The organism is Psychrobacter communis (assembly GCF_014836505.1).
In the GTDB taxonomy this organism is placed as follows: Bacteria; Pseudomonadota; Gammaproteobacteria; order Pseudomonadales; family Moraxellaceae; genus Psychrobacter; species Psychrobacter faecalis.
In genome coordinates this window covers 123,413-144,515 of sequence record NZ_JACSQR010000002.1, presented here as the reverse complement: position 1 = coordinate 144,515, position 21,103 = coordinate 123,413, and the positions used below count along the sequence as shown (strand labels likewise).

Sequence of the window (21,103 nt, the reverse complement as noted above, 5' to 3'; positions counted from 1 at the left end):
TAGATAAGTAGGATAGTAAATAAGCATGAGTGATATTCAAGACCCGCTAATTGTATTGCAGCATCGTATGCAGCAGCGCCAGATTTTAGCGATGATGGGTATCAATCAGTGGGTGCAGCCAAGCTCTGAAACATTGAGTATCGCTGATATTTCTGCGCCTACTCTGCCTGAGCAGACTACCGCTAACTCAACTTTATCTAATGCCAGCACTCTATCTAATGCTACAGGTTTAAGTCATTCTGACCAACAAAGCCCCGTTACCTATAGTTTTGACTCGACTGCCCCTGACATCTCTAAGCCCGCCGTTACCTCCCTTGTAAATACTGTCGTTCAGCAAGCTGCGATTGATAATGTAAATAATGCTCCAAGCTTTGAAGATAGCAGTTTTAAAGAGAATAACTTTAAAGACGATAGCTTTAAAAAGGTAGTACCATTTGATTTACAAGGTGGTCGCTATGGCGATTGGGTAATTTTGGTTGATATCCAAGCCCTCAATAATGACAGCCAAAAGCTTTGGCAAAATATCACCCAAGCGCTATCCATCAGTTGTGAGACTACATCCTTTCCTATTTGTGAAGGTATGGATACCGCTGAGCTTGCTAATGCCAGCCTTGCAGGATATGTCTTTAAGATTGGTCGTAGCGAAGATATAAAAGTGGCGGCATTGACCATATTACCTGACGGCCTTGAGCATCCGAACTTTACTACTGTGCCCACACTCGATGAGATGCTTACTGATAGTAGCCTTAAACGTCAGCTGTGGGAGCAGTTATCGAGCCAGCGTTAAAGGCTTGCCACTTACTATGACAGAGATTAAAAAATAACGATAAAATTCACCTTTAACCTTTAATAACCACGATGATTTCATCATATTTAGGATAATGATTATGACCACTAAAGCCGCTCCTAACCGTGTACCCAATTTTTCAGCGGGACCTGCCACCATACCGACCGCCGTCTTATCACGCGCTCAAGAAGAGTTGCTTGATTGGCAGGGACGCGGTATGTCGGTCATGGAAGTGAGTCACCGTAGTAAAGAATACATCGCGATTACCGAAAAAGCGGAAGCCAAATTGCGCTCGCTAATGGACATTCCAGATAACTATAAAGTGCTGTTTTTACAAGGCGGTGCCAGCTTACAGTTTTCAGCGATTCCATTAAACCTGTTAAATGGTGGCCGCGCAGACTATCTAACGACAGGTACTTGGTCTGGTAAAGCGGTTAAAGAAGCACAGCGCTATGCCAAACTGGGTTTAGGCGAGGTTAATGTAGTGGCAACGGGTAAAGACAGTAATTTTACCGACGTGCCAGCCCAAAGCGATTGGAACCTAAGCGAAGATGCGGCATATTTCCACTACTGCGCTAATGAAACCATTCATGGTGTACAAATATTTGAGCCGCCACAAGTCGATGCGCCGATTATCGCCGATATGTCTTCTTGCATTTTGTCACAGCCTATTGACGTCTCTAAATTTGGCATGATTTATGCCGGTGCGCAAAAAAATATCGGGCCAGCAGGATTAATCATTGTCATTATTCGTGAAGATTTATTGGGGCAAGCAAGTGAATGGTGTCCGCTGCTGATGAATTATGAACATCAGGCTGAAAAAGAGTCAATGTCAAACACGCCAGCGACGTATTCTTGGTATTTAGCAGGGTTGGTATTTGATTGGTTAGAGGAGCAGGGCGGCGTTGCTGCTATCGGTGAAATCAACCAACAAAAAGCTGATTTGCTCTATAAAACGATTGATGACAGCAGCTTTTATAGCAATCCAGTTGACCCCAAATATCGCTCTATCATGAACGTGCCGTTTACGTTAGCAGACAGCAGCCTTGACAAAGTATTCTTAGAAGAGTCAGCGGCAGCAGGTTTGATGAATCTAAAAGGTCACCGCGATGTTGGCGGCATGCGTGCCAGTATTTATAATGCAGTGTCGCTAGACTGGGTACAGCAATTGGTTGACTTTATGATCGCCTTTGAAAAAAAGCACGCTTAAGTTAGCACAGGTTTTAAAACAAAAGACGCAACTTTTATGGGCTGCGTCTTTTTTTATGCGTATTAGTGTTTTTTTAAGTAGCATAATGGGTTATGTGGCAACCTTAACGCTGCAAAGCATTAGGTTAAAAAACCTAAGTTTGTTATGATAAAATTTTGCAGCACTTACGATACGTCAGATACGTCATATTTTTTCAGCTTTTATTTCATAAGCGGTCGGTGGCTTTCAGTCACTGGTTAAATGCTCAATATATTCATTCGGTCTGGCAAAAGGGTTTGTTATAACTTTATGATGCTAAAAAATACCATGCTAAAAGCCGTCTTGCTTGCCATTACTATCAGCTGGATACCTGCTAGTATTGCCGCGCCAATCACCACGACTGCGCTTGGGCATAATAGTACCACTGAATATATTGACGTGCCGTTTATGCCTTATGCCAATCCCAATGCGCCCAAGGGTGGCACATTATCGCTTGAGGCACGCGGCACCTTTAATGCGGCCAATAAATGGATGACCACAGGTGTGGCAATGGTTGGTACTGACTACCTGTATGATACCTTGATGACAGGCTCACTCAATGAAGCCTTTACCATGTATCCGCAGCTGGCAAATAAAGTCACGTATGACCCTGATGACACCAGTTGGATTATCTATCATATTAATCCTGCTGCGCGCTTTTGGGACGGGACAGCGGTGACCAGTCACGATGTTAAAGCCACCTATGATGCGATACTGACTAAAGGCCCAATGTATATCCGCAGCTATTTGGGCGATATTAAAGACATTGAGATTATCGATAAGCAGCGCGTCAAGTTTGTTTTTAAGTCTGATGAAAATAAAGAGATTTTATTAACGGTTGGGCAATTCCCTATTTTTGCTAAGTCATCGATTGATACAGATTTTGAGAAAATAACCTTGACGCCGCTCATGGGCAGTGGTCCTTATAAACTCGGCCGCGTCGATGCGGGGCGCGCGGTCAGCTATGTGCGTGATCCCAATTATTGGGGCCGTGATTTGATGGTCAATCGCGGTCGTTATAACTTTGATATGATTAAGTTTGTCTATTATCAAAGTGATGAGATTGCTTTTGAGGGTTTTAAATCTGGGCAATATCGCTTTCGCCCGGAAAACAAAGCCTCTAATTGGGCAACAGGTTACAATTTCCCAGCCGTCAAAGCTGGTCTGATTAATAAAGAAACCATCAGCAGCGAAAACCCAGTACCGATGCAGGGTCTGGTGATGAATATGCGCAGGCCAATTTTTCAAGATATTCGCGTCCGCCAAGCATTGACGGCAGCTTATGATTTTGAGTGGATGAATAAAACCTTATTTCATGGGCAGTATGAGCGCTTACAAAGCTTCTTTCATGGCTCAGAGCTTGCTGCTACTGGTACGCCATCTGCGGCTGAGATGCAGGTATTAAGCCCATTGCTAGCCAAGCTTGAACCGATTCAACGGCAAGCGGTACTAGACGAATGGCGATTGCCAACCAGCGATGGTAGCGGTTTTAATCGTCAAGGATTGTTAGAGGCGCGGCAGCTATTGCTAGAGGCTGGTTTTTATTATCAAGATATGAAGTTGTATCAGCCAAACGGTAAGCTTGCTCAGATTGAAATTTTGATGACAGGCGAGACCATGGGGCGTGTCTTGCTACCTTATATCCGTAATTTAAAGCGTTTGGGCTTTGATGCGACCTTACGCCAAGTCGATGGGCCGCAATATTACGAGCGTATGCGTCGTTTTGACTATGATATGGTGGTCGACGTCTTTGCACAGAGCTTATCACCTGGTGCTGAGCAAGCGGCATTTTGGGGCAGTGCCGCCGCTGATGAAGCGGGTAACGCCAATACCATTGGTATTAGAAATATAGTGATAGATGAGGTCACAACCGCACTTGCAAATGCTGAGAGCCGTGATGAGATTGTTTTATATACCAAGGTGCTCGATCGCTTGCTACGGGCAGGTCATTATTTAGTGCCTTTATACGGCAAATCTAGCACCAATGTTGCCTACTGGAATCAATATCGTCATACTGCAAAACTGCCGTCCAATGCGATCGGTATCGATTATTGGTGGTCAGATAAAGAAGCGGAAGCCCGTGTTAATCGATACTTAAAGCAATAGTTTAAGATAATGGCTCAAAACAGTTATTTAAAAATTATCATTTAAACCAATAAGTAAAGTCGCGTTTCATTTGGTTTTTAAAATTTAATAAAAAACATCAGTAGTAAAGACAATCACTGCTAAGGATTTTATATGAGTATTCGTATTCACCCCATTAAAGCGTTCAATGACAACTATATTTGGACACTCATTAATGAAAATAATAAGCAGGCGATTGTCATTGATCCGGGTCAAGCTGAGCCAGTGATTGCTTATTTAGAGGAGCATGAGCTGGAGCTGACGTCTATCTGGACCACGCATCATCACCATGATCATATCGGCGGTGTTGCCGAGCTACAAGAGTCTTATCCGATGACCCATCTGGTTGCGCATACAGAACACAACGTCGATGAAGACCAGACCATTAAAGACGGCAGTACGGTCAGTGCTTGGGGCTGCGCCGCGCAAGTATGGGATGTCTCAGGTCATACAGCAAGCCACGTGGCGTATATTTTGGATATAGATGGGCAGAAGCATTGTTTTTGCGGTGATACTTTATTTAGTGCCGGTTGTGGTCGCGTCTTTACCGGTACGATTGAGCAATTGCATGAGAGCTTTAAGCGTTTAAATGGCTTGCCAGCTGAGACGCTGCTGTATCCAGCACACGAATATACGGCCAGTAATCTACGCTTTGGCTTATCTATTGAACCGGCTAATGAAGCGATGCAGCAAGCGCTTGCGCAAGCAGAAGAAAAAACCGCCCAAGGTGTCCCGACGCTGCCCGTTACTTTAGAGCATGAGCGCGCAATCAATGTGTTTTTGCGCACGCAAGAGCCAAGTGTGATTGCAGGGGTGAAGTCTGAAGTCACTATTGATGATGATAAGTCTTTAACTATATTTGCAGCATTACGTGAGCTAAAAAATAACTTCTAAATGCTAAGTTGTCATATCTCTTTATTTTAGGAAGCCGCCATTATGGGTCGTTATATCTTAAAAAGGTTATTACTGATATTACCGACGCTATTTTTGATATTGCTGGCAAACTTTGTCATTGTACAAGCGGCGCCGGGCGGTCCTGTTGAGCAGCAACTGGCGCTTATTGAGCAAAGCGCAAAGGACAATGCGCTCGGCGGTAATCTTGGTGCGGGCAGTGCCGGTAATACTAGTACTTACCAAGGTACACGCGGTCTATCGGAGGAGATGGTAGCGGCCATCAATGCGCAATACGGCTTTGATAAATCCGCGCCTGAGCGCTTTTGGCTCATGCTAAAAAATTATGCCCAGCTGGATTTTGGTGAGTCGTTTTTTAAAGGTCAGACTGTGACTGACCTCATTATAGAGAAGCTGCCCGTCTCCATCTCACTCGGGCTTTGGAGCACGCTGCTGATTTATATGATCGCCATTCCACTGGGTGTTTATAAAGCCATGCATCATGGCTCGGGGATTGATAAAGCCACGGCGATGCTGCTTGCTATCGGCCATGCGATACCCGTCTTTGTATTTGCCGTCATACTGTTAGTTTTTTTTGCCGGTGGCAGCTACTGGAATGTCTTTCCACTGCAAGGATTAACTTCCGAAAATTTCGATCAATTAAGCGCCCTTGGTAAAGTGAAAGATTACTTTTGGCATCTGGCATTGCCGCTCCTAGCAAGTACCGTTGGCGGCTTTGCTGGCTTGACTTATTTGACCAAGTTTAGTTTTTTAGAAGAGCTCGGTAAGCAATATGTGCTTACCGCGCGCGCCAAAGGCTTGGGCGAACGGCAAGTGTTATACGGTCATGTCTTTCGTAATGCCATGCTGATTATTATCGCCGGTATCCCAGCGGCCATCGTTGGGATTTTCTTTGCCGGTAATTTTTTGATTGAGATTATCTTTAAACTTGATGGTTTGGGGTTGTTGGGTTTCGAAGCGATTCAGCAGCGTGATTATCCGGTGATATTTGGTACGCTGTTTATCTTTACTTTGCTCGGGCTGTTATTGCAGTTAATCAGTGATTTGAGTTATCACTTAATTGATCCGCGTATTGATTTTGAGGGGCGCTAATGTCAAGTCATCCATTATCTTCAACACCCTCAAGCGCAGCGTCTATTGCTATAGAAAAAAAACGCCGCCTAAACCCTATCTGGCAGGCGCGTCTAAAGCGTTTTCGTCGCAATCGTCTAGGGGTCGTATCGCTCGCTATTTTTGCCCTAATATTTGTCCTTTGTATGGCAGCCAACGTGATTGCCAATGACAAGCCGCTACTGGTGCAGTATCAAGGTGATTATTATTTCCCCGTATTAAAAGCCTATCCTGAAACGACTTTTGGCGGAGTGTTTGAGACCGAAACCAACTATAAGGACCCTGCGGTGCAAGCTCTGATTGATGGGCAGGGCTTTTATATTATGCCGCCCATTCCTTTTGCTGACCAGACACCCAACGTTGAGCTTGGGATTCCATATCCAGCCGCGCCCAATAGCCAGAACTGGCTGGGCACTGATGACTTAGGACGCGATGTACTGGCGCGGATACTTTATGGGTTGCGGGTATCGTTATTGTTTGGACTGGCACTGACGCTCGCGGGGGCACTCATTGGTATTATCGTTGGTGCGATACAAGGGTATTATGGTGGCTGGGTGGATTTGGCCGGGCAGCGCTTTATGGAAGTATGGGGCGGGATGCCTCAGCTGTTTATGATTATTATTTTGGTCAGCTTATTCAGCCCTAGTATCTTTATGCTGTTTGCGATGATGTTGTTATTCGGCTGGATGGGATTGGTAGGGTTGGTGCGAGCAGAGTTTTTGCGCGCGCGTAATTTTGATTATGTTCGTGCCGCGCGTAACCTTGGGGTATCAGACAGTCAAATCATGCTCAGGCATATCTTGCCAAATGCATTGGCATCAAGCTTGTCACAACTGCCGTTTATTTTAACGGCTAATATTATTGCTTTAACAGCGTTAGACTTTTTAGGGTATGGCTTGCCACCTGGTTCACCGTCGCTTGGTGAGCTGATGGTACAAGGGAAAAACAACCTTGATGCCCCATGGCTTGCGCTATCAGGGTTCTTTAGCTTAACCTTTATCTTATCATTGCTCATCTTCGTTGGCGAAGCGCTACGTGATGCCTTTGATCCGAGGCGCTCCTGATATTATGACAACTGATAAGATGATAAACGCTAATATGACGACGACTGAGCAAAGTGCTACTGAGCAAAATGCCTATTTAAATCATAGTCATAGCAACAGCCAAAACAAGCTCATGCTGAGCGTAGATAAACTTAGCATCATAACTCATGCAGGTGTTGCTCTGGTAGATAAGCTATCGTATGAGCTACGGCAAGGGCAGACGTTAGCTATCGTAGGTGAGTCGGGCTCTGGTAAGTCGATTGCCAGTCTTGCGCTATTAGGCTTGCTACCGGACAGTTTGACCGTTACTGGCGATGTACGATTAGCAGATGTAACAGGAATGATGACATTACTGGTAGCTAATAATAAGGCACGTAATGCGGCGCTGCGCTCTATACGAGGGCAGCGTATCGGTATGGTGTTTCAAGAGCCGATGACGGCGCTTAATCCACTACATACAGTCGGCAAACAAATTGCTGAATCATTGCATCTCAGCGGCGTAGCCAAAAAGCAATGGCGCGAAAAAAGTATCGCCTTGTTAAATGATGTCAATATCAACGACCCTGCTGATAAGCTAAATCGCTATCCGCATGAATTATCGGGCGGTCAACGTCAGCGAGTCATGATTGCCATGGCATTGGCGCAGCAACCTGATATTTTAATCGCTGATGAACCGACTACTGCGCTTGATGTAACCTTGCAACATGAGATTCTTGAGCTACTAGATAATCTCAAACGTCAGCACAATATGGCGATGATATTAATCAGCCATGATCTCAATCTGGTCAGGCGTTATAGTGATGATGTCATCGTTATGCGCCAAGGGCAAACGATTGAGCAAGGGCAAACGGCAGCGGTATTTAATGAGCCGAAAGCAGAATATACCCGCTCGCTTATTCAGCAAGATTTCGGGCACGCGCTCAGTTTATTGGAGGATGAAAGTCAGTTACCAACCGTATTGCAGGTCAGTAACCTAAAAGTGCAGTTTCCGATTGAAAAAAGCTTGTTTGGCGGTACCAAACGCTGGTTTGATGCGGTACAAGATGTCGATATGACCCTGCGGAAAGGGCAGGCATTAGGTATCGTTGGTGAGTCAGGTTCTGGCAAAACGACGATTGCCCTTGCGCTAAGTCAATTACTCAGTAATCAAGCGCGTGTCAGTGGTCAGATAATGGTCAATGGACAGGACATGACAGCATTGTCCAAACGTGATTTGCGCACCTTTCGCTCGCAAAGTCAAATGGTGTTTCAAGACCCCTTTGCCAGTATCAATCCGCGCATGACAGTCATGCAAATCGTCGAAGAAGGGCTGTTAGTTCAAGGTGTCAATAAAGCAGAACGCCAGCAAGCAGTGATGGATAGTTTGGCGACAGTGCATCTACCAGCTGATTTTGCGCAGCGTTATCCGCATGAACTATCAGGTGGTCAGCGTCAGCGCGTCGCCCTTGCGCGTGCCCTTATTATGCAGCCAAGTTTATTGATATTAGATGAGCCAACGTCGGCGCTTGATAGCACCACGCAGGTTACGGTGGTCAACTTGCTACGGGAAATTCAAGCAAAATTGCAAGTCAGCTATGTGTTTATCAGCCACGATTTAAAAGTAGTACGCGCCTTATGTCAGCATATGATGGTGATAAAAGATGGTGTGTGCATTGAGTCGGGCCCTAGCGAAGATGTGTTTAATAACCCACAGCACCCATACGCACAGCAGCTGTTGCAGGCGAATTTGTTATAACAATAAACGCTATCAATTATTATAAGTAAAAAACATGAGAAAATTATGCTTGATGCTTTTATTTAGCGCTCTATCGCTTAGTGGTTGTTCGGATAGTTCAACCGTAGCTAATACAGAAGACAAATATGCCATTGGCGATCTTGGCGGCGTTTTTGTAAATCTACCTAGAGAATTTGTCGAATTGATTGAATATGATGGCGATCCTAGTTGGGGAGAGAAGCGCGTGGGCAAAAAGCCTGAATGAACCTACAACAAGTCGCTACTGAGACTATTTTAAGTTTTCGTAAAGAAGCAAGTTGATGGCTGATTTTCTTTGTATAAGTAAAGATGCGACGCTAGATAACCAGAACATCGCAGTTCATAATAATCATGACATCCTAAAAATGGCGGTGGTACAATAAGTTTAAACAGTAGTCTGCTTTATATAGACGCTGATGCAGTATTTTTATTCACCGTGCTTTTGTTTTGCAAGCATTTCTATTTTGACAGCGGTGATGATTCGCTGATTCAAGTTGTCGTTATTGCTAGTATTAGCATCATTAAAAAGGATTTTTATACCCATGAAAAAACAAAATACAATTTCTAAATTGGTCAGTAGTACAGGCTTACAACACGCTGGTTATTTGGCGGTTGCTAAGACGCGTGCCAAAGTGCTAAAAGCGTTCGCTTACGTTGTGCCTATCAGAAGACCGATGTTATTTGTCGGTGAGACCTCATGTGAAGATTTGTGCGACATGCTCATCAATGAAGGCAATACCAATGTTTTTATCGTTACGGACGCAGTATTAAACAAACTGGGCATCCCTGCGAAAGTCACAGACTATCTAGATAGCAAAAATATTAGCTATAAAATCTACGACGGCATTACCCCAGATCCTACTTTTAAAGTCGTCGAAGAAGGATTGCGCAAGTCTGTCGATGCTAAGTGCGACTCGATTATTGCCATCGGTGGTGGCTCGGTTATTGATGCCGCTAAAATGATTGCGATGTCACAGGGCAATAACTGTAAGCCAAAACAGCTTATCGGTATCCTAAAAGCCAGAAAGCCTTCGGTTCCGCTTTATTGTATTCCGACCACAGCGGGCACCGGTTCAGAAGCGACGTTGGGTGCGGTGGTGTCAGATGACAAAACGCATCAAAAAGCCCTGTCTATCGACCCAAGAATGGTGCCATTAGCAGCGGCTATCGATCCGATTATTATGAAAGGCATGCCGGCGCATATCACAGCTGATACGGGTATCGACGTCTTAACCCATGCTTTAGAAGCATGGATGAGTGCCAATGCTAGCGTCGAGACCGATTATTATGCTGCCTCTGCGGTTAAAACTGTGATGCAAAATCTACCCCTAGTTTATAAAGATGGCAGCAACCTCAAAGCCCGTGAAGAGATGGGTATCGCTGCTCACTACGGCGGTATCGCCTTTAATAAAGCCGGTCTTGGCTACGTCCATGCTATCGCTCACCAGTTGGGGGCGCACTATAGTATCCCCCATGGCCGTGCCAATGCCATCGTGCTGCCGTATGTGCTTGACGTCAATCGTAAAGGCAGCAAAAAAAGATTGGCAGAGTTAGCTCGCAAGACTGGTATGGTCAAATCGGGTCAAGCTGGCAAGAGTGATAGCGATATTGCCGATAGTCTCATCGCACAAGTACGCGAGCTGATTGCTACCTTAAATATCGATCCAACCGTTAAAAATATGCAAAGCAGTGATTTTAATGATATTGCCAAAGCCGCGGCAAAAGAAGTCAGCGATACTTATGCGGTGCCGACTTATCTATCTGCTGCTGAAATTAAGGATATTTTAACCAAGATTAAGCAAGCCAGTGATGAGCACGCCAGTCGTGATGCAAAAACTGGTAAAGTTGCTTAAGTTATTTAAGCTACTTAATAAGTCCGATTAACAATTTCTAAAAATAAAAAAGAGCACATTGCTGTTATCGCAATGTGCTCTTTTTCTTTACTTCTCGGTTGCTTATAACTAGCACTGGTTTTATTTTAAACGATATTAAAACGCAGGTTTACGCTTTGGCACCGCATCTAAAAACTCATTACGGGCTTGATTGTCGTGTACGTATTCGCCTAGCATCGCTGTGCTGCGCGTGGTTGAATGCTGCTTGTTAACGCCGCGCATCATCATGCACATGTGCGCTGCATCCATAACCACTGCCACACCGCGGCAACCTGTCACATCCATAATCGTTTGTGCCACTTGTTCGCTTAAATTCTCTTGAATTTGCAAGCGACGGGCAAACATATCGACGATACGGGCGAACTTTGACAGCCCTAATACTTGACCATTGGGCAAGTAACCGATGTGCGCGACGCCATGAAATGGCAACATATGATGCTCACATAATGAATAAAATTCAATGTTTTGCACCAAGACCAATTCACGATTGGTCGATGGAAATACCGCGCCATTGACCACTTCTTCCAAGCTTTGATGATAGCCTTGCGTCAAATGCGCAAACGCTTTTGCCGCGCGTATTGGAGTATCTTGCAAGCCAGGACGCTCTAAGTCTTCGCCAGTTGAGGTGATTAGCTGACGATAGGATTCAACACTTTCATGAAAATCTGTTGCTATTGTTGGGGTATTGCTCATAAGTTTGGCAGCCATCCAAAATGTGGGTGTAGCTTAACGCTAATCCTTGTTTACAAACAATGGTTGTAAAGGATTTTTATAAAAATTGTGCAAGCTGGGAGGGCTGTGATTATACTTGAAAACAGCTTAACTTCATACTGCTATGCTCAGTAGATAATCGTTTTATCCATATTAGCTATTACTATGAAAGGAGATTAAGCGTTTATAGCGTGTAAGTAAATACAGTATACGAGTGTTTACTTAAATCAATTCGTGTATAATGAGTCATCTTTTAATTTGTGTCTTCACTCGCTATTTATGAGCGAGCTATTAAAAATAATCTGTCATTTAAATTGATTTACGGGGAACTATTATGTTACTACAAGGACAGCGCTTTGTCGTTACCGGCATCGCAAGCAAACTTTCTATCGCTTGGTCAATTGCTGAAGCGCTGCACCGTGAAGGCGCGTCGTTAATTTTAACTTATCCCAATGAAAAAATTAAAAAACGGGTCGATATGGCCGCCGAAGCCTTTGAAGCGGATTTAGTGCTTGAGTGTGACGTGGCATCAGATGAATCGATTGCTGAATGTTTTGAGCAAGTGACCGCGCATTGGGGCGATGGTATTGATGGTGTTGTCCACGCGATTGGCTTTGCGCCGATGGACCAGCTGGATGGCGATTTCGTCAATGCCACTACCCGTGAAGGCAGCCAAATTGCTCATGATATCTCAAGCTATAGCTTTGTGGCCTTGGCCAAAGAAGCACGCGCGCTGCTAGCCATGCGTCATGGTTCTATGTTGACCTTGACCTATGAAGGCAGTATTTCCGTGTTGCCAAATTACAACGTTATGGGTATGGCAAAAGCCAGTTTAGAGGCCAGTGTGCGCTACCTTGCTACCTCGATGGGCGGTGAAGGTATTCGTGTCAATGCCATTTCTGCTGGTCCTATTCGTACCCTTGCGGCAAGCGGCATCAAATCGTTCCGTAAAATGCTCGATATCAGTGAAAAAATTGCCCCGTTACAGCGTAATATTACCCAGACCGAAGTCGGTAATGCGGCGCTATTTTTACTATCACCGTGGGCATCTGGTATCACTGGCGAGATTATGTTTGTAGATGCAGGTTTTAATACCGTTGCCATCAGTGAGCAATTAATGATGCTTGATGAGACAAAATAATGTTTGTAAGCAAAGTTAATGTGAGTTAAGCAGTAGAGAAGACGGCCAATTGGCTGTCTTTTTTAGTTATAATAAGGGCTTTTTGGTGTTGGGCCATTAGGCAACGAATATGATAACCAGATTACCAAAATGGATATTGTGGGGCGGTGCTGTACTGGCATTTAGCGCAGGCTGCGTCAATACCGCCGCATTAATGGGTTTTACCAATCTGTCTGTCTCGCATGTAACCGGTAATGTCAGCTTGTTTTCAGCGGCGATTGCCCATTTAGACGGTCGCAGTATTTTATATATCGGTGCTTTGCTACTGTCTTTTTTGGCTGGGGCAATATTAAGCGGTTTTGTGATTGGGCAACGATCATTAAAGCTGGGTCGGCGTTACGGCAGTGCCCTGTATATAGAAGCGGCACTATTATTGATGAGCTATTGGTTATATCAGCAGCATGATTATTTAGGACAATTGGCAGCGGCGATGGCGTGCGGCTTACAGAATGCGATGGTCGCCACTTATAGCGGCGCGGTTATTCGTACCACGCATTTGACCGGACTAACCTCGGATATGGGCGCTGCCATTGGCAACTGGCTGGCAGGTCGCCGTATTAGTAAGCCCACCTTAGGTTTTCAAGCGATTATTTGGTACTGCTTTTGCGGTGGCGGCGCCGTTGGGGCGTTTTTGTACGCTAAAGTTGGCTATGGCGCGTTATTTGTCCCTATTAGCATTGTTTTGAGTGCAGCTTTTTTCTATAACTATATGTCAGACCGTTTGCCAGAAAAAAGACAGCCGAGACAAAAAAAGCGCCCATCTGCTTGATGAGCGCTTTTTATTTTAACTTTTTAATTCAAATAAGCTTAATGAGACAAACTACTTATCGTCTTCTTCGTGATCTTCATGTTCATGTAACCCTTGCATCATATCTAATGCGGAGTCGTCGGTACGCTGCTGATCTTTTCTATCCAAGCCGTCTTGATTGATATCTTTTGGTGCCATTTTTGTGGTCGAATCGGTTTTATTTGAATTTGGCATAGCATACTCCTGTTTGTTTTTATCAGTGTCCAATAAAGTCCAATAAAAATTTTAAAAATATAATGGGTAAATTTATCGGCTTTTAGTTTTAATTAACTTATTTAGTATGAGATAGCACTGTACGCTTGTACATACACGGTGTACGCTTGTTTAGTGACGATGTGTAACCATACATCACAAGGATTACTGCTTAATTTTTCTATAACCACATTTATTGCAAAATTATTAGCAGCACTCTTAAATCAGTTTTTTGTTATATATCTGCTATGATGACGGCGTATTTTTTGTGGTGACCGATTGATGAAGGGTAGGTCGCTAAAATACGCTTTTATTTTAGGTTTTTTACACTGTCTTTGGGGAAAATAAGGACATTTTATGTCAGAGCAAAAACTAGATAGCCATCTTCCTGATGATGGCAACGAGTATTTATTTACCGACACCTTTCCAAAAGGTACGGGTAAAGGGTTGATAGTGGTCGTTATTGCGGCGGTTATCAGTATGATTATCTATAACGTTTTGCCGTTTGATATCAATGCCAATAAGGGCCTCGCGATGTTGTTTTTCATCGGGGTTCTGTGGCTGACAGAGGCGGTGCATGTTACGATTACGGCGCTTTTGGTCGTCGTCGTTGGCACGTTGATTGGCATTCCAGAGTTTGATGCGGAGATTGGTTTACAAAGCTTTGCCAATCCGACGATTTATTTATTCTTTGGTGGTTTTGCTTTGGCAGCGGCACTACATGTACAGCAACTGGATAAAAAAATTGCGTTAAAGATTTTATCGATGTCAGGCGGTAAGCTCAGCACGGCAGTATTTTTGATATTTGGTGTGACAGCGTTTTTGTCGATGTGGATATCGAATACTGCGACCGCGGCGATGATGTTGCCACTAGCACTCGGTATTTTGACCCAAGTTGACCGTGAAAAAGACCGCGGCACCTTTGTTTTTGTATTACTGGGTATTGCTTATTCAGCGAGTCTTGGTGGTTTGGGTACGATTGTTGGTTCGCCGCCCAACGCTATTGCCGCAAAGGCGCTTGATATTGCGTTTGTAGACTGGATGAAGTTTGGTATACCGATGATGTTGGTGCTCTTGCCATTGTTACTGGGTGCCATGTATGTGTATTTAAAACCAAATCTAAATCGTAAGATTGTACTGCTTGAAGACGAGCCTATTGCTTGGAATAAACCGCGCATAGTGACAATTATCGTCTTTATCATTACCGCCCTTAGCTGGATCTTTTCCAAAAAAATCGGTGCGGCATTAGATATTACGGATACCGATGCCGTGATTGCCTTATCCGCTGCTGCTGCTGTAGTGAGCTTGGGTTTGGTGTCATGGAAGCAAGTGTCTGATAATACCGATTGGGGCGTACTCATGCTGTTCGGTGGTGGTATCGCGCTATCGACGATTTTGAAAGTATCAGGTGCGTCTTTGGTACTGGGCGAAACGGTTGCCAATGCGCTGTCTTCAGCACCGCTTATTATCGTCATGATTGCCGTATCGGCATTTATTATCTTCTTGACAGAGTTTGCTTCTAATACGGCTTCTGCTGCTTTGTTAGTACCGGTATTTGCTGCTATTGCTGAGCAAATGGGACTGCCACACGAAGTGCTCGTCTTGGTTATCGGTATTGGCGCTTCATGTGCCTTTATGCTACCGGTTGCCACGCCGCCGAATGCGATTGTCTTTGGTACGGGTCTGATTAAGCAAAACGAGATGATACGTGTTGGTGTTATTCTCAATATTCTTGCTACCCTAGTCGTCGGGTTGTGGGCGTATTTTTTCTTAATCTAGTTTAAGCCGTCATTTACTGCTTTCAATAAATCCCGATATTTACTTAAATGTCGGGTTTTTTATTTCCTTTTATTTTCAATGAATGTATAACTAGAACTTTAACGTTAAGCTTTATAGAAGAGATTGGCTATGGAATGGGTAAAATGCTAACACTGTTTATGGTACAACTTGGTGCTCGCCCCAAAGGTCGTTTGATTGAGCAGCACGATATATTTTTTGGCGTGGCCAACCAAGTCAGCGAGCTGATAGACGATATCAATCAGCACTGGTCTGAGGTTAAAAATAAATGGCACATTGACTCGTATCGAGCGATTACTAAAGTTAATAATTATGCGATTAAATTGGTCGAACCAAGTAGCCAAATAGAAAGTGCCAACGATGTAGAGAGTACCAACGATTTAAAGTTATTCTTTATCAATTTAGGGGGTTATCAGCGCGGCAGTTTCGAAGAGTTTCATTATAAGCTGCTTATCGTTGCTGCTACTCAAGCGGACGCTATTAAGCAAGCAAAACAGAGCGAATTTTATAAGCAATTTACTTATAAAGACAAAGAGTCGCCTTTTAATGCCGCCTCGCATATTGATGATAAGTTTGAGGTAGATATCGACGATATTTATAACGTCAATGACCTTATTCCAAATGTTCGGTTGTTGATTGAGCCGATTACTAACGATAACAATGAATTTGCGAATACTGATGATAAAGAGTACGTTGGTTATCTGAGTATCAAGAATTTAAGGAGGTTAAAATAATATGGCTTTAAATATGTACTATAAAAACGGCGTTATTCGCAAAATGCGCAGCCAAATATCTGATGAGCTATTGACCACGCTTTATCAGATTCATAATAATGCCAATTTTCCACAATTGACGTGGTTAATTGATAACTTTTATGAAAATCCACAGATTCAGCCTAATGTCGCTAAATTATTAGCTGATGAGGTGGTGGCGTTTGAAAGACTGTTACTTTCGTTGCACCTGCCTTTTCCTATGCTGCCTCTGCAAAAGCTCCATAGCTTCTTTACGGGAGCTGCAACTAGTGGGCAGGTAATTTATACCAGTAATTAGTGAATTTTTTGCTTTAGCCTGTTTCTATAACCATCTTGAATCACGCCCAAATTACCCCCATAATCTAAGCACTTCCAAATAATAAATAGCCTAAGTAAATATGCCCAATACTTCTAAGAATACTACAGAAACTGCTACTGAAAACACAACCAACGACCTAAGCTCTAATGAATTTAGCTCCAACGAAAATGAAGCAAGTAAAGCCGCCAACCCAAATAATGATGACTCAAATATTACTGTAAACAGTGATAAGGCATCTTCGTACGCGAAGGTTGCCACTGACTTACCAGTTTTAGCCAAAGATAGCTATTATCTCAGTCGTTTAGAGCGTGAGCTGGCGCGTGCCGCTGTGGCTAATAATAAAAGAGATCAGAAGGGTTCTGATAATAAAGCAGAGGACGGGCTAACCAAAAAACGTGCGCAGTATGACAAAATAAAAACCCGCTCACAGAAAGCGGTGCAAGCGCGTATTGATAGTATTCCTCAAGATTTAGCAGCGAAGTTAAATCTTGACTTGCCCGTAAGCCAACGTGCTGATGACTTGGTTCAAGGTATTATTGATAACCAAGTGATTATCGTGGCAGGTGAGACGGGTTCTGGTAAGACGACGCAATTGCCAAAGCTTGCAATGCTGGCAGGTCGCGGTATTACAGGACAAATAGGGCATACTCAGCCAAGACGTCTGGCAGCACGCAGCGTAGCAAACCGTATCGCTGAAGAGTTGGGCGAGCAGCTTGGTAATACCGTCAGCTTTAAGGTTCGTTTTAATGAGCAAGGGTCGGCACAATCTATTGTCAAGCTCATGACCGATGGTATCTTGCTCGCTGAATTGGGTCATGATCGTTTCTTGAGTAAGTACGATACCATTATCATTGATGAAGCGCATGAGCGTAGTTTAAATATTGATTTTATTATGGGGTATCTAAAAAAACTGCTGCCCAAGCGCCCTGATTTAAAAGTCATTATTACCTCAGCGACCCTTGATACTAGACGCTTTAGTGAATATTTTAGCCATTATGATAAGAAGCTAAAACGTAACGTGCCTGCGCCGATTTTTAATGTCGAAGGTCGCAGTTACCCTGTGGAAGTTCGTTATCGTCCGCTGACCGATGAGCCAGTAAACAGCTCGGATGATGATAGCTATGATGACTTTGAAGAGAATCTGCCGCGTGCGGTGGTTGCTGCCGTCGAAGAATGTTTTAGCGATGCACAAAATAAAGGTCATGCCGATCAAGCAGATATTTTAATATTTGCCGCGACAGAAGCTGAGATTCGTGAGCTCCAAGAGGTGCTTGAGCGTCATGGGCCAAAACATACCGAAGTGCTGCCACTATTTGCACGGCAGACTTATGAAGAGCAGCAGCGAATCTTTCAGCCGTCAGGTCGCGGTCGGCGTATCGTTATCGCCACCAACGTTGCCGAAACTGCACTGACCGTACCTGGTATTCGCTATGTGATTGACTTAGGATTTGCGCGGATTTCGCGTTATTCGTACCGCTCGCGCGTGCAGCGTCTCCCGATTGAAGCCATCTCACAAGCAGCGGCCAATCAGCGTAAAGGTCGCTGCGGTCGTGTGGCGCCGGGTGTTTGTATTCGTCTTTATTCTGAGGAGGATTTTACTGGTCGTCCAGAATTTACCGAACCTGAAATTTTACGTACCAATCTTGCCTCCGTTATTTTGCAAATGGCCAACCTGCGCTTAGGCAGTGTCGATGATTTTGCCTTTATTGAGCCACCTGATAGCCGTTTGGTCACTGATGGGCATAAATTGCTTGATGAATTGGGCGCGATTACTTCCAAAAAAGCTTCTCAAAAAGAAACGGCCAGTAATGCTAAAAAACAAAAAGGTCTCGACCATTTGGTTTTGACGCCGACTGGGCAAAAAATGGCACGTATGCCAATTGATCCAAGGCTGGCACGTATGCTAGTTGCCGGTAGCGATTTTGATTGTATCCGTGAGATGCTCATCGTGGTTGCGGCGCTTGCTGTTCAAGACCCGCGCGAGCGTCCTGCCAATAAGCGCCAGCAAGCGGATCAAAAGCATGCTGAGTTTCGTCAAGATGATTCAGATTTCTTATTCTATTTGAGCCTGTGGAAAGCCTTGTTTGAAAAGGACGAAGACGGCAACAAACTGTCTGGCAATCAGCGTAAGAATTTTACCAAGAAAAACTATTTGAGCTTCCCGCGTGTCCGTGAGTGGAATCAAACCCATCGCCAGCTGGTACAAATGGTCACTGAGCTAAAACTGACCGATGTTAAGGAGGCAAAAACCACTAATAAAGGTAGCAATAAAAAAGCTTCTTTAGAGAATGTGACTAGCGACCCTACCGCGATTGAAGATGAAGAACTCAAAGCCGTTAAATATGCCAATTTACATCGTGCGTTATTAACGGGTCTGTTATCTACGATCGCGCATAAAACTGAAAATCGCGGTGAGTACTTAGCCGCGCGACAGCAAAAAGCCAAAATCTTCCCAGCCAGTACGGTGTTTAAACAAATACCGCCTTGGGTAATGGCCTTTGAAGTGGTGGAAACCTCGCAAGTATTTATGCGCACCGTTGCCAAAATTGAGCCTGAATGGATTATCTCAGCGGCAGGCGACTTGTTAAAATATCACTACTTTGAGCCGCATTGGTCGAAGAAGACCGGACGCGTTAAAGCTTACGCGCAGATTAGCTTATTTGGTCTGATTATTATCAGTAAACAGCTGACCAACTATGAGCAAGTCAATTTAAGCGAATCGCGAGAAATCTTTATCCGTGATGGTTTGGTGACCGGTAATTTGGGTCGGCAAGCGCCATTTTTACAGCATAATATGGATAAAATTGCTGATATTGAACGTATCGAAGACAAATTGCGTCGCCGTGATTTATTGGTTGATGAAGAAGCGCTGTATCAGTTTTATGATAGAAAAATCCCCGAGCATATTGCCAGCCGCAAAACGTTTGAAGATTGGCGTGCCGAGGTGGAAAAAACTGATACTAAGTATCTATTCTTCACCGATGATGACGTACTTAATAGCCAAGCGCCAACGACAGGCGATTTTCCAGAAGTGTGGAAACTGGGTGATTTAAAATTACCGCTGCGTTATGTCTTTGATCCGTCAAGCGATGATGATGGCGTGACCATTCGTGTGCCACTGGCAGCGCTACCGCAGCTTGATGCGATTGAGCTATTGTGGGGCGTACCCGGCTGGCGTTATGAGCTGGTATTACAATTGCTCAAGTCATTGCCGAAAGACATTCGCCGTCAAATCGTCCCCATTCCTGATACTGCCGATAGCTTGTTTGATGAGTTGCAGCCTGCTGGTGGGCAAGGGTTGCTTAAGCAGCTGTGCCAAGCTTTAAATCGTCGCGGCATTATGTCGGTGACGCCTGAGAGTTTTAATCCTGCTAGCATTGATCGCTATTTACAGCCGCAAATCTGCGTGGTCGATGACAAAAACCGCATTATCGAAAAAGGTCGCGACCTACAAACGCTACAAATTCGCCATGCTCAAGAGACCCGCCAAGCGGTGAATGAGCAACAAGGTACGCATACGGAGTTTCCTGAGCATTTTGCCTTTAGCAAAAATCATCATAGTGCAGGTGTGGTGATGAAACAGTTTGCTGCTTTGGTCGCAGACGCGTCGGGCGAGGCGGTATCGATTCACCAATATACCGACGTTAATGCAGCGTTGCAGGCGCACCGTATCGGGGTTTTGACTTTAATAAAAGCTAAGCTTGGTGCGAAGAAAAAACAGCTCACCAGTCAGATTGATAAGATATTTAAATTGGCTTTTGCTCCCCTTGGTGATATGGAGAAGCTAAAAACCATCGTTATCGATGCGGCATTAGATGCTGCGCTTGAAGAGCATTATGTGCTATTTGATCATACTGCCGATTTACCTGAAAGCGCTGATGATACTGCTGTTGCCCTTGCAGAAGAATTGCCTTTTACGCCAGAGGAGTTTGAGAAAACCTTAGAAGTCGTCGCTGGTAACTTCCTATTAACGGGTCAAGATGTCATAAAAACACTCAAAAATGTCTATACGCGTTGGCAGCGTATTCGTCAGAGCTTACTCATGCTTGATAGAGAAATATTTGGCGAGTCTATCGAAGATATCGAAGACCAGCTAGAGGATTTGCAGTTGGCTGATTTTGTTTATCGCATGGATTATAGCCATTGGCAGCAGTATCCACGCTATTTGGAAGCATTAGAGATTCGTCTTGAGCGCCTTGAGCACAATCTTGAAGCGGATCTTGATGGTGTCTACGCTCTTGATGAGCATATGGAGCGGCTGGCAAATCGTGCCAATGATAAAGCCATTAGCGAATATCGCTGGATGGTTGAGGAGTATCGCATTCAACTCTTCGCGCAGCCGATGAAAACCCGTATGGCGGTATCACCGAAGCGTCTAAATAAAATGTGGGAGAAAGTGAGTTAGTAACTAGGAATTTTACCGAAAATCCAGTTATCCTAGATAGCTAGTGAGTAGGGTGGGCCCGGCGCACCATTTCCATGTAATTTACTTCTT

The 21,103-nt window shown here is 44.3% G+C and carries 17 protein-coding genes; 15 read left to right on the top strand and 2 right to left on the bottom strand.

Annotated elements, in window-relative coordinates; genetic code table 11:
* Positions 1–25: 25 nt before the first annotated feature.
* The 9 genes from H9653_RS01565 to H9653_RS01525 all read left to right on the top strand — a co-directional run bounded on the left by H9653_RS01565 (position 26) and on the right by H9653_RS01525 (position 10,810).
* Positions 26–787, top strand: a complete 762-nt coding sequence (locus tag H9653_RS01565; protein ID WP_191689935.1) for a hypothetical protein — start codon at positions 26–28, stop codon at positions 785–787.
* Between the two features lie 100 nt (positions 788–887).
* Complete coding sequence (gene serC / locus H9653_RS01560; RefSeq protein WP_191689933.1) at positions 888–1,997, top strand: 3-phosphoserine/phosphohydroxythreonine transaminase; 1,110 nt, start codon at positions 888–890, stop codon at positions 1,995–1,997.
* A gap of 291 nt (positions 1,998–2,288) precedes the next feature.
* Positions 2,289–4,121 carry an extracellular solute-binding protein gene (locus H9653_RS01555; RefSeq protein ID WP_191690049.1) on the top strand — a complete coding sequence of 611 codons (1,833 nt, stop codon included), beginning with the start codon at positions 2,289–2,291 and terminating at the stop codon, positions 4,119–4,121.
* A gap of 132 nt (positions 4,122–4,253) precedes the next feature.
* Positions 4,254–5,033 carry a hydroxyacylglutathione hydrolase gene (gloB, locus tag H9653_RS01550; protein WP_191689931.1) on the top strand — a complete coding sequence of 260 codons (780 nt, stop codon included), beginning with the start codon at positions 4,254–4,256 and terminating at the stop codon, positions 5,031–5,033.
* Positions 5,034–5,075: 42 nt separating this feature from the next.
* On the top strand, positions 5,076–6,143 hold the full coding sequence (gene yejB, locus H9653_RS01545; RefSeq protein WP_191689929.1) for a microcin C ABC transporter permease YejB: 1,068 nt from the start codon (positions 5,076–5,078) through the stop codon (positions 6,141–6,143).
* Positions 6,143–7,225: an ABC transporter permease gene (locus H9653_RS01540; RefSeq protein ID WP_191689927.1), complete on the top strand. Its 1,083-nt coding sequence runs from the start codon at positions 6,143–6,145 to the stop codon at positions 7,223–7,225. The genes yejB and H9653_RS01540 overlap by 1 nt, the downstream gene beginning before the upstream one ends.
* 34 nt (positions 7,226–7,259) lie before the next feature.
* Positions 7,260–8,939 carry an ABC transporter ATP-binding protein gene (locus H9653_RS01535; protein ID WP_404814799.1) on the top strand — a complete coding sequence of 560 codons (1,680 nt, stop codon included), beginning with the start codon at positions 7,260–7,262 and terminating at the stop codon, positions 8,937–8,939.
* A gap of 34 nt (positions 8,940–8,973) precedes the next feature.
* Positions 8,974–9,183: a hypothetical protein gene (locus tag H9653_RS01530; protein ID WP_191689925.1), complete on the top strand. Its 210-nt coding sequence runs from the start codon at positions 8,974–8,976 to the stop codon at positions 9,181–9,183.
* A 316-nt stretch (positions 9,184–9,499) separates the two neighbouring features.
* Complete coding sequence (locus H9653_RS01525) at positions 9,500–10,810, top strand: iron-containing alcohol dehydrogenase (RefSeq protein WP_191689923.1); 1,311 nt, start codon at positions 9,500–9,502, stop codon at positions 10,808–10,810.
* A 135-nt stretch (positions 10,811–10,945) separates the two neighbouring features.
* Here H9653_RS01525 and folE read toward each other — a convergent pair whose 3' ends face one another.
* Positions 10,946–11,542 (bottom strand): GTP cyclohydrolase I FolE, encoded by a 597-nt coding sequence (folE, locus tag H9653_RS01520; protein WP_223808440.1) that lies wholly within the window; start codon positions 11,540–11,542, stop codon positions 10,946–10,948.
* 352 nt (positions 11,543–11,894) lie between these two features.
* On the opposite strand from folE, the gene H9653_RS01515 reads away from it, so the two are divergent.
* Positions 11,895–12,701 carry an enoyl-ACP reductase FabI gene (locus H9653_RS01515; protein ID WP_191689921.1) on the top strand — a complete coding sequence of 269 codons (807 nt, stop codon included), beginning with the start codon at positions 11,895–11,897 and terminating at the stop codon, positions 12,699–12,701.
* Positions 12,702–12,810: 109 nt separating this feature from the next.
* A complete protein-coding gene (locus H9653_RS01510; RefSeq protein WP_144296217.1) occupies positions 12,811–13,509 on the top strand; it encodes a YoaK family protein in 699 nt (232 codons plus the stop codon).
* Between the two features lie 51 nt (positions 13,510–13,560).
* Here H9653_RS01510 and H9653_RS01505 read toward each other — a convergent pair whose 3' ends face one another.
* A complete protein-coding gene (locus H9653_RS01505) occupies positions 13,561–13,722 on the bottom strand; it encodes a hypothetical protein (RefSeq protein ID WP_191689919.1) in 162 nt (53 codons plus the stop codon).
* A gap of 375 nt (positions 13,723–14,097) precedes the next feature.
* Here H9653_RS01505 and H9653_RS01500 point away from each other — a divergent pair, with 375 nt between their 5' ends.
* The 4 genes from H9653_RS01500 (at position 14,098) to hrpA (ending at position 21,013) form a co-directional block, all read left to right on the top strand.
* Positions 14,098–15,519: an SLC13 family permease gene (locus H9653_RS01500; protein WP_191689918.1), complete on the top strand. Its 1,422-nt coding sequence runs from the start codon at positions 14,098–14,100 to the stop codon at positions 15,517–15,519.
* A 143-nt stretch (positions 15,520–15,662) separates the two neighbouring features.
* A complete protein-coding gene (locus tag H9653_RS01495) occupies positions 15,663–16,271 on the top strand; it encodes a DUF1543 domain-containing protein (RefSeq protein WP_191689916.1) in 609 nt (202 codons plus the stop codon).
* Between the two features lies 1 nt (position 16,272).
* Positions 16,273–16,587, top strand: coding sequence for a hypothetical protein (locus tag H9653_RS01490; RefSeq protein ID WP_191689914.1), 315 nt, complete (start codon positions 16,273–16,275; stop codon positions 16,585–16,587).
* Between the two features lie 100 nt (positions 16,588–16,687).
* Complete coding sequence (hrpA, locus tag H9653_RS01485) at positions 16,688–21,013, top strand: ATP-dependent RNA helicase HrpA (RefSeq protein WP_225211552.1); 4,326 nt, start codon at positions 16,688–16,690, stop codon at positions 21,011–21,013.
* Positions 21,014–21,103 lie beyond the last annotated feature (90 nt).

Bases quoted from the DNA above. Each gene is read 5' to 3' on its own strand.
- H9653_RS01540 (WP_191689927.1), top strand. From the start codon at position 6,143: ATGTCAAGTCATCCATTATCTTCAACACCCTCAAGCGCAGCGTCTATT.
- H9653_RS01525 (WP_191689923.1), top strand. From the start codon at position 9,500: ATGAAAAAACAAAATACAATTTCTAAATTGGTCAGTAGTACAGGCTTA.
- H9653_RS01565 (WP_191689935.1), top strand. From the start codon at position 26: ATGAGTGATATTCAAGACCCGCTAATTGTATTGCAGCATCGTATGCAG.
- H9653_RS01530 (WP_191689925.1), top strand. From the start codon at position 8,974: ATGAGAAAATTATGCTTGATGCTTTTATTTAGCGCTCTATCGCTTAGT.
- H9653_RS01500 (WP_191689918.1), top strand. From the start codon at position 14,098: ATGTCAGAGCAAAAACTAGATAGCCATCTTCCTGATGATGGCAACGAG.
- H9653_RS01490 (WP_191689914.1), top strand. From the start codon at position 16,273: ATGGCTTTAAATATGTACTATAAAAACGGCGTTATTCGCAAAATGCGC.
- H9653_RS01555 (WP_191690049.1), top strand. From the start codon at position 2,289: ATGCTAAAAAATACCATGCTAAAAGCCGTCTTGCTTGCCATTACTATC.
- folE (WP_223808440.1), bottom strand. From the start codon at position 11,542: ATGAGCAATACCCCAACAATAGCAACAGATTTTCATGAAAGTGTTGAA.
- H9653_RS01505 (WP_191689919.1), bottom strand. From the start codon at position 13,722: ATGCCAAATTCAAATAAAACCGATTCGACCACAAAAATGGCACCAAAA.
- yejB (WP_191689929.1), top strand. From the start codon at position 5,076: ATGGGTCGTTATATCTTAAAAAGGTTATTACTGATATTACCGACGCTA.
- H9653_RS01495 (WP_191689916.1), top strand. From the start codon at position 15,663: ATGCTAACACTGTTTATGGTACAACTTGGTGCTCGCCCCAAAGGTCGT.
- H9653_RS01515 (WP_191689921.1), top strand. From the start codon at position 11,895: ATGTTACTACAAGGACAGCGCTTTGTCGTTACCGGCATCGCAAGCAAA.
- hrpA (WP_225211552.1), top strand. From the start codon at position 16,688: ATGCCCAATACTTCTAAGAATACTACAGAAACTGCTACTGAAAACACA.
- H9653_RS01510 (WP_144296217.1), top strand. From the start codon at position 12,811: ATGATAACCAGATTACCAAAATGGATATTGTGGGGCGGTGCTGTACTG.
- H9653_RS01535 (WP_404814799.1), top strand. From the start codon at position 7,260: ATGACGACGACTGAGCAAAGTGCTACTGAGCAAAATGCCTATTTAAAT.
- serC (WP_191689933.1), top strand. From the start codon at position 888: ATGACCACTAAAGCCGCTCCTAACCGTGTACCCAATTTTTCAGCGGGA.
- gloB (WP_191689931.1), top strand. From the start codon at position 4,254: ATGAGTATTCGTATTCACCCCATTAAAGCGTTCAATGACAACTATATT.